The 13,585-nt window shown below is 59.6% G+C and carries 17 protein-coding genes; 4 read left to right on the top strand and 13 right to left on the bottom strand.

All coding sequences use genetic code 11. The features are described from left to right. Positions 1-19: 19 nt before the first annotated feature. The 7 genes from ACQZ48_RS13575 to rplU form a co-directional block, all read right to left on the bottom strand. Positions 20-1,306 (bottom strand): glutamate-5-semialdehyde dehydrogenase, encoded by a 1,287-nt coding sequence (locus tag ACQZ48_RS13575; RefSeq protein ID WP_191217183.1) that lies wholly within the window; start codon positions 1,304-1,306, stop codon positions 20-22. Next, positions 1,299-2,468, bottom strand: coding sequence for a glutamate 5-kinase (gene proB, locus ACQZ48_RS13570; RefSeq protein WP_191217182.1), 1,170 nt, complete (start codon positions 2,466-2,468; stop codon positions 1,299-1,301). Before proB ends, ACQZ48_RS13575 begins: the two co-directional genes overlap by 8 nt. Then, positions 2,465-3,535 carry a GTPase ObgE gene (obgE, locus tag ACQZ48_RS13565; RefSeq protein WP_077983635.1) on the bottom strand — a complete coding sequence of 357 codons (1,071 nt, stop codon included), beginning with the start codon at positions 3,533-3,535 and terminating at the stop codon, positions 2,465-2,467. Before obgE ends, proB begins: the two co-directional genes overlap by 4 nt. A 167-nt stretch (positions 3,536-3,702) precedes the next feature. Beyond that, positions 3,703-4,293, bottom strand: coding sequence for a GNAT family N-acetyltransferase (locus ACQZ48_RS13560; protein WP_077983636.1), 591 nt, complete (start codon positions 4,291-4,293; stop codon positions 3,703-3,705). Continuing rightward, positions 4,290-4,922, bottom strand: coding sequence for a GNAT family N-acetyltransferase (locus ACQZ48_RS13555; protein ID WP_077983637.1), 633 nt, complete (start codon positions 4,920-4,922; stop codon positions 4,290-4,292). The genes ACQZ48_RS13560 and ACQZ48_RS13555 overlap by 4 nt, the downstream gene beginning before the upstream one ends. 131 nt (positions 4,923-5,053) lie before the next feature. Next, positions 5,054-5,323 (bottom strand): 50S ribosomal protein L27, encoded by a 270-nt coding sequence (rpmA, locus tag ACQZ48_RS13550; protein WP_003492686.1) that lies wholly within the window; start codon positions 5,321-5,323, stop codon positions 5,054-5,056. A gap of 40 nt (positions 5,324-5,363) precedes the next feature. Beyond that, a complete protein-coding gene (gene rplU, locus ACQZ48_RS13545; protein ID WP_003492690.1) occupies positions 5,364-5,678 on the bottom strand; it encodes a 50S ribosomal protein L21 in 315 nt (104 codons plus the stop codon). A 329-nt stretch (positions 5,679-6,007) separates the two neighbouring features. On the opposite strand from rplU, the gene ACQZ48_RS13540 reads away from it, so the two are divergent. Next, positions 6,008-6,448, top strand: coding sequence for a metallopeptidase family protein (locus ACQZ48_RS13540; RefSeq protein WP_003492693.1), 441 nt, complete (start codon positions 6,008-6,010; stop codon positions 6,446-6,448). An 18-nt stretch (positions 6,449-6,466) separates the two neighbouring features. On the opposite strand, the gene ACQZ48_RS13535 is transcribed toward ACQZ48_RS13540, so the two are convergent. The 3 genes from ACQZ48_RS13535 to ACQZ48_RS13525 are packed head-to-tail and all read right to left on the bottom strand — an operon-like array spanning position 6,467 to position 7,746. Beyond that, on the bottom strand, positions 6,467-6,673 hold the full coding sequence (locus ACQZ48_RS13535; RefSeq protein WP_063951515.1) for a DUF1737 domain-containing protein: 207 nt from the start codon (positions 6,671-6,673) through the stop codon (positions 6,467-6,469). Further along, positions 6,670-7,581 carry an HpcH/HpaI aldolase/citrate lyase family protein gene (locus tag ACQZ48_RS13530; protein WP_191217181.1) on the bottom strand — a complete coding sequence of 304 codons (912 nt, stop codon included), beginning with the start codon at positions 7,579-7,581 and terminating at the stop codon, positions 6,670-6,672. Before ACQZ48_RS13530 ends, ACQZ48_RS13535 begins: the two co-directional genes overlap by 4 nt. A 12-nt stretch (positions 7,582-7,593) precedes the next feature. Continuing rightward, entirely contained in the window at positions 7,594-7,746 is a 153-nt protein-coding gene (locus tag ACQZ48_RS13525; protein WP_162520489.1) for a hypothetical protein, read from the bottom strand. Between ACQZ48_RS13525 and ACQZ48_RS13520 the strand changes: the two genes are divergently transcribed. The 3 genes from ACQZ48_RS13520 to leuB all read left to right on the top strand — a co-directional run bounded on the left by ACQZ48_RS13520 (position 7,691) and on the right by leuB (position 10,022). After that, complete coding sequence (locus tag ACQZ48_RS13520; protein WP_137412341.1) at positions 7,691-7,921, top strand: hypothetical protein; 231 nt, start codon at positions 7,691-7,693, stop codon at positions 7,919-7,921. The genes ACQZ48_RS13525 and ACQZ48_RS13520 overlap by 56 nt on opposite strands. A gap of 160 nt (positions 7,922-8,081) precedes the next feature. After that, a complete protein-coding gene (gene leuD / locus ACQZ48_RS13515) occupies positions 8,082-8,687 on the top strand; it encodes a 3-isopropylmalate dehydratase small subunit (protein ID WP_010972565.1) in 606 nt (201 codons plus the stop codon). A gap of 222 nt (positions 8,688-8,909) precedes the next feature. Then, entirely contained in the window at positions 8,910-10,022 is a 1,113-nt protein-coding gene (gene leuB / locus ACQZ48_RS13510; protein ID WP_077983640.1) for a 3-isopropylmalate dehydrogenase, read from the top strand. Here leuB and ACQZ48_RS13505 read toward each other — a convergent pair. The 3 genes from ACQZ48_RS13505 to cobA form a co-directional block, all read right to left on the bottom strand. After that, complete coding sequence (locus ACQZ48_RS13505; RefSeq protein WP_191217180.1) at positions 10,003-11,253, bottom strand: cytochrome-c peroxidase; 1,251 nt, start codon at positions 11,251-11,253, stop codon at positions 10,003-10,005. The two genes, leuB and ACQZ48_RS13505, sit on opposite strands and share 20 nt — an antisense overlap. Before the next feature lie 221 nt (positions 11,254-11,474). Next, positions 11,475-12,791 (bottom strand): cobyrinate a,c-diamide synthase, encoded by a 1,317-nt coding sequence (locus ACQZ48_RS13500; RefSeq protein ID WP_191217179.1) that lies wholly within the window; start codon positions 12,789-12,791, stop codon positions 11,475-11,477. After that, complete coding sequence (gene cobA / locus ACQZ48_RS13495) at positions 12,788-13,576, bottom strand: uroporphyrinogen-III C-methyltransferase (protein WP_142912907.1); 789 nt, start codon at positions 13,574-13,576, stop codon at positions 12,788-12,790. Before cobA ends, ACQZ48_RS13500 begins: the two co-directional genes overlap by 4 nt. Positions 13,577-13,585: the final 9 nt, after the last annotated feature.

Genomic DNA, 13,585 nt, shown 5'->3' with positions numbered 1-13,585 from the left:
GCTTATCGGCCGGCAAATATCACGTCCGTGTCTGGCCGGTGCCATGCACACGGTATTTGAACGAGGTGAGCTGCTCGACGCCGACAGGACCGCGTGCATGCATCTTGCCGGTGGCGATACCAATTTCCGCACCCATGCCGAATTCGCCGCCATCGGCAAACTGCGTGGAGGCATTATGCAGCAGAATGGCCGAATCGAGTTCGTTGAAGAACCGCGCGACCACCTCAGGGTCCTCGGCGATCACAGCCTCGGTGTGGTTGGACGAATAGGTGCCTATATGCTCGATCGCGCCCGAAATACCCTCCACCACGGCGACCGAAATGATCGCATCGAGATATTCGGTGCGCCAGTCCTCTTCCGTTGCCGGTGTGAGACCCGCCACCACATCGCGAACGGCCTGCGAACCGCGCACTTCGCAGCCAGCTTCGATGAGGGCTTTGACGAGCGGCGTAAGATGCGTGGAAATGGCAGCGGCGTCCACCAGCAATGTCTCTGCCGCGCCGCAAATGCCGGTGCGGCGCATCTTGGCATTGACGACGATACGTTTTGCCATGTCGAGATCGGCGGATTTGTCGATGTAGACATGACAAATACCTTCCAGATGGGCAAAGACCGGCACACGGGCTTCCGACTGTACCCGCGCCACGAGACTTTTGCCGCCGCGCGGCACGATAACGTCAACCGTGCCGTTCAATCCGCTAAGAAGCGCGCCGACAGCGGCGCGGTCGGTCACCGGCACCAGCTGAATGGCATGCTCGGGAAGACCGGCGATCTTCAGCCCTTCCACGAGGCAGGCATGGATAGCACGCGATGAATGCTGCGAATCCGAGCCGCCGCGCAGGATGACAGCATTACCCGCCTTAAGGCACAATGCGCCGGCATCCGCCGTCACATTCGGACGGCTTTCGTAGATCACGCCGATGACGCCGAGCGGCGTGCGCACGCGCTCGATCTTCAGCCCATTGGGACGATCCCAGGCGGCGATGACTTCACCGACTGGATCGGGCAGCGCCGCAACCGAACGGATGCCTTCGGCAATACCGGCGATCCTTGCATCGTTGAGGGTCAACCTGTCCACGAAGGAAGCGGCAAGGCCTGCGCTTTCCGCCGCAGCCAAATCTTTCCTGTTGGCGGCAAGGATCGCATCTCTGGATGCCTCGATGGCGGAGGCCATGGCAAGCAGCGCGCGGTTCTTCTGGTCTGCGCCGGCAATGGACAACGGTCGCGAAGCAGCTTTCGCCTGAGCGCCGATGGTAATCATCAGCGCGTCAACATCATGGCTTTGCTTCACGGCCTGTTCAGGCATGGACCTCATCCTTCTCTGCATTTTTAACTTTGACGGCAGCACCCGTCATGACCAGATCGTCACGATGAATCATGGCCGCTCGCCCGACATAACCGAGGATCGCCTCGATTTCGTTGGACTTGTGGCCGATGATGAGGCGCGCTTCCTCTGCATCGTAACCCGCAAGACCACGAGCGACTTCACGGCCTTCCGCGCCCATGATGGCAATGGCATCGCCGCGTCCGAAATTACCCTTCACCTGCCGCACGCCGGCAGGAAGCAGGCTTTTACCGGCATAAAGCGCCTTTTCCGCGCCGGCATCCACATGGATTTCACCGGCCGGCTGCAATTGCCCGGCAATCCAGGTCTTGCGCGCCGTCACCGGCGTGCCCGAAGGCGCAAACCATGAGGAGCGCGCGCCATTTTCAATGGCCTTCAGCGGATTGAGCGTCTTGCCCGAAGCGATGATCATGCCGCACCCGGCAGCTGTCGCGATCTTGCCCGCGTCGATCTTGGTGCGCATGCCGCCGCGTGAAAGCTCGGATGCCGCGCCACCCGCCATGGCTTCGATTTCGGGTGTGATATCGGCAATCGTCTCGAGAAATTTCGCATCGGGATCGAGATGCGGGGGTGCCGTATAGAGCCCGTCAATATCCGACAATAGCACCAGAAGATCGGCACCCGTCATGGTCGCCACACGCGCCGCCAGACGGTCATTGTCGCCATAACGAATTTCGGTGGTCGCAACCGTGTCGTTTTCATTGATGATCGGGATGGCGCCGATCTTCAGCAGCTGGTTGATGGTGGCACGCGCATTGAGATAACGGCGACGCTCTTCAGTATCGGAAAGCGTCAAGAGAATCTGACCGGCAACGATCTCATGCCGCGACAGGCTTTCCGACCATGCCCGCGCCAGCGCAATCTGGCCGACAGCCGCCGCCGCCTGGCTTTCTTCCAGCTTCAGTGCTCCGGAGGGCAGGCCAAGCACGGTGCGGCCAAGCGCGATGGCGCCCGACGACACAACCTGCACATCTGCGCCATTTTTCTTCAGCGCGGCGATATCCTCGCAAATGGCGTCGAGCCAATCTTTTTTGAGACCGGTCTTCCGATCCACCAGAAGCGCCGACCCAATCTTGATGACGATCCGGTGATGGCTCGCCAGCGGCTTGCGCGTCAGGCTCATAGGCGGTCGTCCTCTTCCTCGGCCTCGCTGTCCTCATGCGGCATCGACCGGTCCGGCAGAGCGGTTTCGCCGCCATTGCTCGCCGACACGATAATATCGCGAAGGGCGCGCAGCGCTTCCGTCATGCCGATATGGGCGGCAGCGGAGAGAAGGAGCGGGGGACGTCCGCAGGCCTTCTCCAGTTCCTTGGCCTTCTTTTTCAGCTCTTTTTCATCCAGCACGTCGATCTGCGACAGCGCCACGATTTCCGGCTTGTCAGTCAGCCCGCCGCCATAGGCGTCCAGCTCAGCCTTGACCGTCTTATAGGCCTTGCCGACCTTTTCTTCCTGTGCAGAGACGAGGTGGAGAAGCACGCGGGTACGCTCCACATGGCCGAGGAAACGGTCACCGATGCCCACACCCTCATGCGCGCCCTCGATGAGGCCCGGAATATCGGCCAGCACGAATTCACGGCCATCGATGGTCGCGACGCCCAGGTTTGGGTGAAGAGTGGTGAAGGGATAGTTGGCGATCTTCGGCCGCGCACGGGTGACCGTCGCAAGGAACGTGGATTTACCCGCATTGGGCAGACCGACGAGACCGGCATCGGCGATCAGTTTCAGGCGAAGCCAAACTGTCTTTTCCTCGCCTGCGAGGCCGGGATTGGCATGGGTGGGAGCCTGATTGGTGGACGACTTGAAATAGGCATTGCCGAAACCGCCATTGCCGCCGGCGGCAAGACGAAAGCGTTGGCCTTCTTTCGTCAGATCGACGATCAGCGTCTCATTGTCTTCCTCAAAGATCTGCGTACCGACCGGCACCCTCAGCACCACATCTGCGCCCTTGGCACCGGTGCGGGTCTTACCCATGCCGTGCTGTCCGATAGAGGCCTTGAAATGCTGCTGAAAGCGGAAGTCGATCAGCGTGTTGAGGCCGTTGACCACCTCAACCCAGACATCGCCGCCGCGTCCGCCATCGCCGCCGTCAGGGCCGCCGAACTCGATGAATTTTTCGCGCCGGAAGGAAACGGCGCCCGCGCCGCCGTCACCGGACTTGATATAGACTTTTGCTTCATCGAGAAATTTCATCGGACTGCCGTTCTATCGGTTTGCGGACGCAACAATCTTGCCGTTGCGTCGAACAAAAATATCGTCGTTTCGAATACAAGCGCTTCTCCACAAGGTCAAAGACTATCGTGCGGGAAGCGCCCGCGTGAGACAAGGCCGGTTTGCGGCAACCGGCCTTGTTTTGATTGTCAGCGGTGCTGCGGAACGAAATCCTCAGCCGTGATCGCCGTATCGATATGCGCCACCATCGCAGCACGCGCCGTGGCGTAAATCTGGTGGCAGCCGGTCACCCGGAAGCCGAGTTTCTCCTGCACACGCAGCGAAGCGGGGTTATCCGCAAACACACCGGAATGAAGGGTCACCCCCGGCATGCGGCGGAAGAACCGCTCCACCACACCGGCCACCGCCTCGGTCATGTAACCCTTGCCCCAATAGAAACGATTCATCCAGTAACCGAGGTGCCATTCTCCATGCCGCAATTCCACCGAGACGACACCGATCAGAGTATCGTCGCCGCAGGTAATGGCGAAATCCCAGTCGGGCAGCGTGCCGGACGTCCGCAACACCAACCATTCCAGCGCATCCTGCTTGTGGTACGGCGCGGGAACGCGGGCCAGCATCTTCGTTACGGCGAAATCGCCAAGCGATTCCGCAATGCTGCCGGCATCGGAAAGCCGTTGCGGTCGCAGCACCAGACGCCGCGTCTCGATGACGGGGCAGGGGCCGGGCGGAGCTACCGTCACGGCAGTCCGTCGTCGGGTCAGTTCGAGCGCACTCATCCCATGTCCCCCCAGCTCTTCAGCGAAACCCAGGTCTTGCGGTCCAGCCTGTACCATTCCACCGGCACCATGCCGCCAAGCGCCAGCGAACCGACCATGCCGGAACCCTGGAACTGGAAACCGCATTTCTGGATGACGCGGCGCGAGCCAATGTTGGTGACCCGGCAACGGGCGTCGATCTGGTCGATTTCACGGGTGCGGAAGGCCATGTCGATCAGCGCATGCGCCGCTTCGGTCATGTAACCGTGGTTCCAGTAGGGTTCCCCCAGCCAGTAACCGATCTCCAGCGTCTTTTCGTCTTCCTGGGGTTCGAGCGCGCAGCAGCCCAGAAACTCGCCATTGTCCATGCGGGTAATCGCATAGACGCACTTGCCAATCTCGCCAGCTTTGGAGCGTCGCACGAAGTCCGCGGCGTCTTTGGCCGTGTAAGGGTGCGGCATACGCGACACCATGGTCGCGATATTGGCATTGTTGGCAAGATGGGCAAGGGCGTCGATGTCTTCTTCGTGAGGCTTGCGTAAGACCAGCCTCTGCGACAGTAAAACGGGGCAATCGCTCCTCGACCGATCGGGCCTCGGCCGCTCTTCGGGTGACCGTGATTGGTCAACCCTCAACAATTCAGCTTGCATGGTTCAGTCCCTCCATGAGGTTAAAGAAAAAGGGGAGTTGGGTGGTGCCCCATCTCCCCTGTTTTCTTGACTGAACCTGATACGTCTCAGCCGGGTCGATGGGACACCGGCTGCATATGACGCTTACCGGCTTATTCTGCGGCTTCCGCTTTCGGGGCCACGGATACGAATACGCGGCCATTGGCCTTCGTACGGAAGTTCACGTTACCTGCGGTCAGTGCGAAAATCGTGTGGTCCTTGCCGATGCCAACATTGGCGCCCGGATGCCACTGCGTGCCGCGCTGGCGCAGAATAATGTTGCCTGGAATGACAGCTTCGCCGCCGAACTTCTTTACGCCAAGGCGCTTGGATTCGGAATCGCGACCGTTACGCGAGGAACCGCCAGCTTTTTTGTGTGCCATTGGAGTTCTCCTTTAAACCTTGTTTCCCGTGTCGCGCCGATCAGGCAGCAACGATGTCCGTGATGCGGACGACAGTGTGATGCTGACGATGGCCGCGCGAACGCTTGGAGTTCTGACGACGACGCTTCTTGAAGGCGATGACCTTCTTGCCGCGGTTGTGTTCGACAACTTCAGCCTTGACGATGGCACCCTTGACGAAGGGAGCACCGAACTTGGCGTCGGCACCTTCGCCGACCACGAGAACTTCGGTGAATTCTACAGTTGCGCCTGCCTCTGCTTCCAGCTTTTCGATGGTCAGCACGGCGTCGGCCGCTACGCGGTACTGCTTACCGCCGGTCTTGATGACTGCGAACATTTTTTATCCTTTCATGTTCGTTCCGGCTCTGCCCGCAAATGCAAGCTGGCCGTCTTTTTATCAGTCGGAGTAGCGGAAATCCGTCAGGGCTGATGCCCCTTTGAATGTCTGCCGGTGAAACCGCCATTTGAAAGGCGGCATAAACAGAAGGCGCACTACGCCATCAATTTGGGTGCCGATTACGCGAGACGCCGGTTTATGTCAAGATGAAGACGGCCTGAAAAGTAACTGTAACGCCAAGAATTTCATGCTTTTTCGGCAGGTGCGGCAGTCAGGTCTCGAAATTTGTTCAGCAAGTGTTTATATGGGCCTTCCAACAAGGAGCAGAAATGGCCCGCATAGACCAGACCGACGATTGGCGGGACCGCCACGCGCCGACACTTTCCGCCTTTGAGTCGCTGGCGATCGAGGCATATGGCCACCTGCCGGAAGAATTTCGCGCACTGACCAAGGATCTCATCATCGAGATCGCGGATTTTCCGACCGACGATGTGTTCGAGGACATGGCGCTCGAAACGCCCTTCGATCTTCTCGGATTGTTCGAGGGTCGCGGCATCTCCGAACGTTTCACGATGGAAACGGGCGAGATGGTGAACCGCATCACGCTTTATCGCCGCCCCATTCTCGATTATTGGGCCGAGAACGAGGAGACGCTGGGCGATATCATCACCCATGTCCTCATTCACGAAATCGGCCACCATTTCGGCCTGTCGGACGACGACATGGAGCGGATTGAAGAAAGCGCCGACGAGGCCGCCGCCGAACGCTGATCGGGGCGGCTGCCGCAGCTATTGCTCGCCGAGCTTCATGTCTGGATGGTATTCCTTGCCCTCGACGACCTTGGTCACGGCCTGTCCGCAATGCATGACGCCGGCTGCAGCGTTAAAGGCGTAGCTTGGCGAACCCGCCAGTTCCCAGCCCTTGTTCAGAGCTTCGGTAACGCGATGACAAAATTTGGCGTCGTCGGGACCGGTGATGAAACGATAGACCTTCACGTCTCTTTTTCCTTTCTTGCCGCGATGATATCGGCCATGGCGACCAGCCTCTCGGCTTCCGCCACATGCAGCCGCTCGATCATGCGTCCATTCATGTTGATGACGTTCAATTCCACAGATTCGGGTTTTGCGAAAGCGGCAATGATCTCGCGGGCTTCCGCAACCGCTGCCTCGTCCGGGGCGAAGCGCCGGTTGGCCGGCTCGATCTGTGCCGGGTGGATCAGCATCTTGCCATCGAACCCCATGGCGCGACCCTGCTCACATTCGGCTTCGAAAGCGGCGATATCGCGGAAATCGTTCGAGACGCTGTCGATGACATCCAGACCATAGGCACGGGCGGCAAGCACCACCTGCATCATCCAGGGTACGAGATAAGTGCGTCCGGGAAGGGCCGGCACCCGCGTTTCCTTGCGCAGGTCGTTGAGCCCGATGACAAAAGCCGAAAGCCTCGCATCCGGCGTATGGGCCGCGTCAGCAATCGAGGCGGCATTCAGGACACCAAGCGGCGTTTCGATCATCGCCCAGATTTTCAGGTGCCCCGGCACATCCGCCTCGGCCAGAAGATCGGCCACATCGTGAATATCGGCCGGCTGCTCCACCTTCGGCAAAAGAATTGCATCCGGCCGGCAGGAAAGCACAAGCTGCAAATCCGCCTTACCGTCGGGCGTGGAAAGCGGGTTGATGCGGATAATGATCTCGCCCGCTGCAAAGGGCGCTTGCGAAAACAGCTTTTGCAGATTGTCCCGCGCCTCGTCCTTCATCCCGGGCGCGACCGAATCCTCCAGATCAAGGATCACTCCGTCACAATCGAGATCGCGGATTTTTTCCACTGCCCGGACATTGATGGCCGGCACGGAGAGCAACGAACGACGTGGTCTCACAAGAATATTTTCGGAAAAGTTGACCATGCCGCACTTGTGTCAAGCTTTTGTGACATCTGCAAGCTGACAATCCACCGAATCCTCTTGCAAGCCGGAAGAAGAAGGCCCACATTCGTCTGGAAAGAAAGGTTGAATCATGCAAGGCATCCGTTCATTTTTCATCGCCGCCTCCGGTATCGCAATTTTGGCCATGGCGGCTCTTTTCACGGCGTCGCTCACGGTGGCTTTCATCGGCGTACTCGCCGTTCTCAGTGCAGCCCGAATTTTGTCGGCGCGCCTGAAGCCAGCTCCCATTCCGGTCAAGACCCGCAACCAGCGCGACATGCGCGTCTGGAACGACGGTAAGGGCACCATTATCGATCTCTAAGATCGGTTAGCCGAGAAAAACGCCGGTGCGCCACATATGGCGTACCGAAGAACGGGTGTTTGCGCTTCTAAAGTTCCGCGTTTTAGAGTATTTCGAGGCCTGAACGCCGGGAAGCCGCTGCTGGCTCTGAACCCGTCATCGGAAATACGGAAAGCGACAGATGGAAAAATTCACCAAGCTGACGGGCGTCGCCGCGCCCATGCCAGTGGTCAATATCGACACCGATATGATCATTCCGAAAGACTATCTGAAAACCATCAAGCGCACCGGCCTTGGCAAGGGCCTTTTTGCCGAGTCGCGTTATCTCGAAGATGGTTCGCCCAATCCGGATTTCGTACTGAACAAGCCCGCTTATCAGAACGCCCAGATTCTCGTTGCCGGTGACAATTTCGGCTGCGGCTCGTCGCGCGAACATGCACCATGGGCCCTTCTCGATTTCGGCATCCGCTGCGTCATCTCAACCAGCTTCGCCGACATCTTCTACAATAACTGTTTCAAGAATGGCATCCTGCCTGTCGTCGTCAGCCCCGAGAACCTCGAAAAGCTGCTGGACGACGCCTCGCGCGGCTCGAACGCGGTTCTCTCCATCGATCTGGAGCGCCAGGAAATCAGCGGCCCCGATGGCGGCACGATTACCTTCGAGATCGACGAATTCAAGCGGCACTGCATGCTGAACGGTCTCGACGATATCGGCCTGACTCTGGAACATGCCGGTGCCATTGACACGTTCGAAAAGGCAAACGCCTCGGTCCGCCCCTGGGCCTGACCACATTTCCGCTCTTCAAAAAAGCCGATCCCGTACCAAACCGTACCGGATCGGCTTTTGCTTTGCTTGAAAAGCCCCTGAGGCGGAGATAAGAAGCCTCCGATCCCGTCCGGCCGCGATACGACTTCTCATGTGCAGGGCGGAAAAGAGTTTGACGCCGCGTTCGCCGCAATCGAAAACCCTTCAGGATGTTTTCCGGCGCGCCGCCCAAGGAGGGTTCTCATGACAGTCCGTTCGCTTTTCCTGCTGCCCGGTGACGGTATCGGCCCCGAAGCCATGGCTGAGGTCCGCAAGCTGATCGAATATATGAACAGCGCGCACAATGCCGGTTTCACCGTTTCGGAAGGCCTCGTCGGCGGTTCCGCTTACGACGCGCATGGCGTGGCGATTTCCGATGCGGACATGGAAAAGGCGCTTGCCGCCGATGCAATCCTGTTCGGTGCCGTTGGCGGCCCGAAGTGGGACGGCGTTCCCTATGAGCATCGCCCGGAAGCGGGTCTGCTGCGCCTGCGCAAGGACCTCGAACTTTTTGCCAATCTGCGCCCGGCCATCTGCTATCCCGCACTTGCCGCCGCTTCCTCGCTGAAGCCGGAACTGGTCGAAGGTCTCGATATCCTTATCGTTCGCGAATTGACGGGTGGCGTCTATTTCGGTGAACCGAAGCAGATCATCGATCTCGGCAATGGCCAGAAGCGCGGCATCGACACGCAGATCTACGACACTTTCGAGATCGAGCGTATCGCCAGCGTCGCCTTCGAACTGGCCCGCACCCGCGATAACCGCGTCTGCTCGATGGAAAAGCGCAACGTCATGAAATCCGGCGTGTTGTGGAATCAGGTGGTCACCGAAACCCACGCCGCCAAGTACAAGGACGTTCAGCTGGAGCATATGCTGGCGGATGCCGGCGGCATGCAGCTGGTGCGCAAGCCCAAGCAGTTCGACGTGATCGTCACCGACAACCTCTTCGGCGACATGCTCTCTGACGTCGCCGCCATGCTGACAGGCTCGCTCGGCATGCTGCCGTCCGCTTCGCTCGGCGCGCCTGACGCCAAGACCGGCAAGCGCAAGGCCATGTATGAGCCGGTCCACGGCTCGGCCCCTGACATTGCCGGCAAGGGCATCGCGAACCCCATCGCCATGATCGCGTCCTTCGCCATGTGCCTGCGTTATTCGTTCAACATGGTGGATGAGGCAACGAAGCTCGAAACAGCGATCGCAAACGTGCTCGACAAGGGCATCCGCACCGCCGACATCATGGCGGAGGGCAGCCGCCAGGTCGGCACCTCCGAAATGGGCGACGCGGTTCTTGCCGAATTCAAGGCGCTTTCGGCGTAACGCCTGACGAATCCGGCTGGGCAGTCGGCGCGTTCGTCTGCCCATCTTCCTTCGGCAAAAGATGCTCATATCTTTTGTCAGTCAGAGTCTTCAGAAAGGCGACGATGGCGTCCACACGCTTGTCGTCCAGCGCCGGCGCGGATGTCAGTTCCGCCATGGCGATATTTTCAGGCACTTCCGGCACATCCCACGTCTTGCCCGTTTCCGGATTGATCTGGCGGCTCGGCTTCTTGCTTTTATATTTCACGTAAAACAGCACCACCGTGCGCAAATCCTTGAACACGCCATTATGCATGTAAGGACCGGTGACGGCGACATTGCGCAGCGTTGGCACCTTGAACTTGCCACGCTGGGAGGCATCGCCGGCAACTTCGGGATTTTGCGCCAGTCCCAGATCAACCGCGCCCGGTTTGGAGCCGTTTGCAGCCCGGACCGACGTATTGGCGGGAACGCCGATGTTGAAATATTTGTGGTTGGTGAAGAGGCCGTCTTCCAGACCCTTGGCGCCACGGATTTCATGGCATGTATTGCAATTGGTGAATTGCGTCGAGGAGATCAGGACCCGGCCCAACTCTTCCTGATCGGTCAGCTTCTCCTCGCCGCGAAGGAAGCGGTCATATTTGGAATCGAAGGTGGAGAACTCGTCCGAGCGCTCGAAGCTCGCAAGCGCCTTGGTCATTGCCGCATAGGCGATCTCGTCGCTCTCAAAAACATTCTTGCCGAACTGCGTGCCGAAAGCCGCGACATAATCCGGGTTTTCCCTGAGCCGTTTGACGACCGAGGCCTTGTCCGGCATGCCCATTTCGAGGGGATTGAGCGGCGGACCGCCCGCCTGATCTTCAAGCAGGGAGGCGCGGCCATCCCAGAACTGCCCGCCGACATACTCTCCCGCCGCATTCCTGCCGAAGGGCGGCGTAAACCTAGCATAAGCTGCAGTCGGCGCGTTGCGGTCACCCAGCGAAATCCCATCGTCGCCGACAGATACGTCCCGCCCGACCTTATCGCTCTCCCGCGCATCGGAAAAACCGGCAGCCTGCATATGGCAGGTGGAACAGGCCATGGTGCGGTTCATCGAAAGGTTGGGATCGTCGAATAGCGCCGCACCGAGCTTTTCCAGCGTTGCGTAATCTTCACCGCCGTGGGCAGCCATACCATCGACACCGGGGCCCAAGAGGGCCAGCAGAATGGATGCGGCACAAGCAGCGGAGACAAAAAATCCGGGTTTCATCATCGATAGGCACGCTCGATATAAATGCGCGAGGGCAGGTTCGGACCGGGACGTATGAAGCGGCTTTCGATCCGGCTGGCTTCACCGAACATGGATCACGGCAGACACCTCCGCTCTTCCATGCCCTATAAAGAAATCTATAGCACTTTCCTGTGGGCCAAGCCTACAAACTTTCGCAGCTTTGTCCACTTTGCCGCAGGTCCACGGACAACACCCGGAAACGATCAACCGCCTTTGGCGATGGCGTGGAAAAAAGTCCCCGAGACAAGACCTCTCCGGCCGCCCGATGGCCCGAGCGGACGACCCTGCCCGTCAGCAATCTGGGCGAAGGGCTCATCGCGGCCGGGATCGGTAACCCGCGCATAATGGAATTCATGGCCGCGCAGAACATCCCGCGCCGTGCCGAGCGGTCCGCTTGCCGCGATTGTCGCCTGCCGATAGCCGAGATTCATCTTGCGCGTCGCAAAGCTGGTGGCATGCGACAGAAGTCCGGTCATGGCATGGGTCACACCATCCGCATCTTCCAGCGCCTCGCCGAGCACCATGTAGCCGCCGCACTCGCCATGAACAGGCTTTGTCGCAGCAAAGCGGGCAAGGCCTGTCTTGAAACCAGCCGCATCCGCAAGTTTTCCGGCGAAAAGCTCGGGATATCCGCCCGGCAGCCAGCAGATATCGCAGCTTTCGTCAGGCGCCTCATCCGCGAGCGGCGAGAAGGGCACTATCTCTGCCCCGGTGGCCTGCCAATGCTTCCTGAGATGCGGATAAAGGAAAGTGAACGCCGCATCCTCCGCCAGCGCAATGCGCTGGCCGGGCGGTGCAATCGCCGTATCTACAGAGCCAGAAGGCACATTCACCGGCGCGGCGAGAGAAAGCAGGGCGTCTAGATCGATGGATCTTTCCATCACATCCGCCAGCCGTTCGATATGCGCATCGATTTCGGGATGTTCGCTGGCCTGCACCAACCCCAGATGCCGTTCGGGCAGGATGAGCGAAGGATCACGCAAGACGCAGCCGGCAACGGGAAGGCCGATTTTTTCGATGGCTTCCGTGCACAGCGTCCGGTGTCTTTCACTGCCCGCCCTATTCAGCACCACCGCCGCCATGGTAACGGCCGGATCGTAGTGGGCAAAACCATGGGCGACGGCAGCAGCCGTCTGCGACTGGCCGGACACATCCAGCACCAGCAACACGGGAATACCGAACAGCCGCGCCAGATCCGCCGCCGAACCCGTGCGATTTTCCGCAACCGGAATACCGTCGAACAACCCCATGGCGCTTTCGATCAGAACAAGTTCCGCGCCATCGGCCTGCTGCGAAAACAGATGCCGCAGCAAGTCCGGCCGCATGGCCCAGCTATCCAGATTAAGGCCTGATGTGCCGGTGGCGAAGGCATGGAAACCGGGATCGATATAATCCGGCCCCGTCTTGATGCCGCGCACCTTGATACCCCGTCGAGCAAAGGCCCGGAGCAGGCCGATAGTCACGCTTGTCTTGCCGGAGCCCGAACGCGGCGCGCCGATAATGATCGCCCGCGCTGTCATGAGCCGGAAACTCCAAGTCGCGCCCGCATCGATACAATCTCGCCGATAACAATTAAAGCCGGCGCTTCGAAATTTTGCCTGATTGCATCGTCAGCTATACTTTCCAAAGTGCCGATGAAAATCCGCTCCTGCGCCGTCGTCGCAGACGTGATGACGGCGACCGGCGTTTCGCCGGAACGGCCGCCCTGCATCAAAAGACCGGCGATCGTGCCGATGTTCTTCAGCCCCATGTAAACGACGATGGGTTCGCGTGTTTTCGCCAGCGCCAGCCAGTCAAGATCCTCTTCGGTGCCCGCCGCGTGGCCCGTGGCCAGCGTTACGGCGCGGCTGATGCCACGCATGGTGGCGGGGATGCGGGCGGAAGCAAGCGCGGTGAACGACGAGGTCATGCCCGGCAATATGCGAAACGGAATACCAGCATGGACAAGCGCCTCTGCCTCTTCCCCGCCACGCCCGAAGATAAAGGGATCACCGCCCTTCAGCCGCAGCACCTTTTTGCCTTGGCCGGCGAAATCGATCAGCGAAGCGGTAATGTCATCCTGCGTTGCGGAGGGCTTGCCACCCCTTTTGCCCGCAAAAACAATCTCTGCCTGCGGACCAAGCGCAACGACATCGTCGCTCACCAGCGCATCGCGCACGATGATATCGGCCTGAGACAGCGCGAGCGCCACTTCCAGCGTCAGATAACGCACGTCGCCCGGACCGGCCCCCGCGAGCCAGACGTGACCGGCCTCAAAGACCGGACCTTTTGCGGCGATGCTGTTTAAAATCTGCGGTATCGACATTTTTTTGGC

This window comes from Agrobacterium sp. 22-209-1 (assembly GCF_053522485.1).
This window is presented reverse-complemented; position numbering and strand designations above follow the sequence as displayed.

Excerpts from the sequence above, each read along its gene's own strand:
- ACQZ48_RS13575 (WP_191217183.1), bottom strand. The coding sequence starts at position 1,306 with ATGCCTGAACAGGCCGTGAAGCAAAGCCATGATGTTGACGCGCTGATG.
- proB (WP_191217182.1), bottom strand. The coding sequence starts at position 2,468 with ATGAGCCTGACGCGCAAGCCGCTGGCGAGCCATCACCGGATCGTCATC.
- obgE (WP_077983635.1), bottom strand. The coding sequence starts at position 3,535 with ATGAAATTTCTCGATGAAGCAAAAGTCTATATCAAGTCCGGTGACGGC.
- ACQZ48_RS13560 (WP_077983636.1), bottom strand. The coding sequence starts at position 4,293 with ATGAGTGCGCTCGAACTGACCCGACGACGGACTGCCGTGACGGTAGCT.
- ACQZ48_RS13555 (WP_077983637.1), bottom strand. The coding sequence starts at position 4,922 with ATGCAAGCTGAATTGTTGAGGGTTGACCAATCACGGTCACCCGAAGAG.
- rpmA (WP_003492686.1), bottom strand. The coding sequence starts at position 5,323 with ATGGCACACAAAAAAGCTGGCGGTTCCTCGCGTAACGGTCGCGATTCC.
- rplU (WP_003492690.1), bottom strand. The coding sequence starts at position 5,678 with ATGTTCGCAGTCATCAAGACCGGCGGTAAGCAGTACCGCGTAGCGGCC.
- ACQZ48_RS13540 (WP_003492693.1), top strand. The coding sequence starts at position 6,008 with ATGGCCCGCATAGACCAGACCGACGATTGGCGGGACCGCCACGCGCCG.
- ACQZ48_RS13530 (WP_191217181.1), bottom strand. The coding sequence starts at position 7,581 with ATGGTCAACTTTTCCGAAAATATTCTTGTGAGACCACGTCGTTCGTTG.
- ACQZ48_RS13520 (WP_137412341.1), top strand. The coding sequence starts at position 7,691 with ATGCAAGGCATCCGTTCATTTTTCATCGCCGCCTCCGGTATCGCAATT.
- ACQZ48_RS13525 (WP_162520489.1), bottom strand. The coding sequence starts at position 7,746 with ATGGCCAAAATTGCGATACCGGAGGCGGCGATGAAAAATGAACGGATG.
- leuD (WP_010972565.1), top strand. The coding sequence starts at position 8,082 with ATGGAAAAATTCACCAAGCTGACGGGCGTCGCCGCGCCCATGCCAGTG.
- leuB (WP_077983640.1), top strand. The coding sequence starts at position 8,910 with ATGACAGTCCGTTCGCTTTTCCTGCTGCCCGGTGACGGTATCGGCCCC.
- ACQZ48_RS13505 (WP_191217180.1), bottom strand. The coding sequence starts at position 11,253 with ATGATGAAACCCGGATTTTTTGTCTCCGCTGCTTGTGCCGCATCCATT.
- ACQZ48_RS13500 (WP_191217179.1), bottom strand. The coding sequence starts at position 12,791 with ATGACAGCGCGGGCGATCATTATCGGCGCGCCGCGTTCGGGCTCCGGC.
- cobA (WP_142912907.1), bottom strand. The coding sequence starts at position 13,576 with ATGTCGATACCGCAGATTTTAAACAGCATCGCCGCAAAAGGTCCGGTC.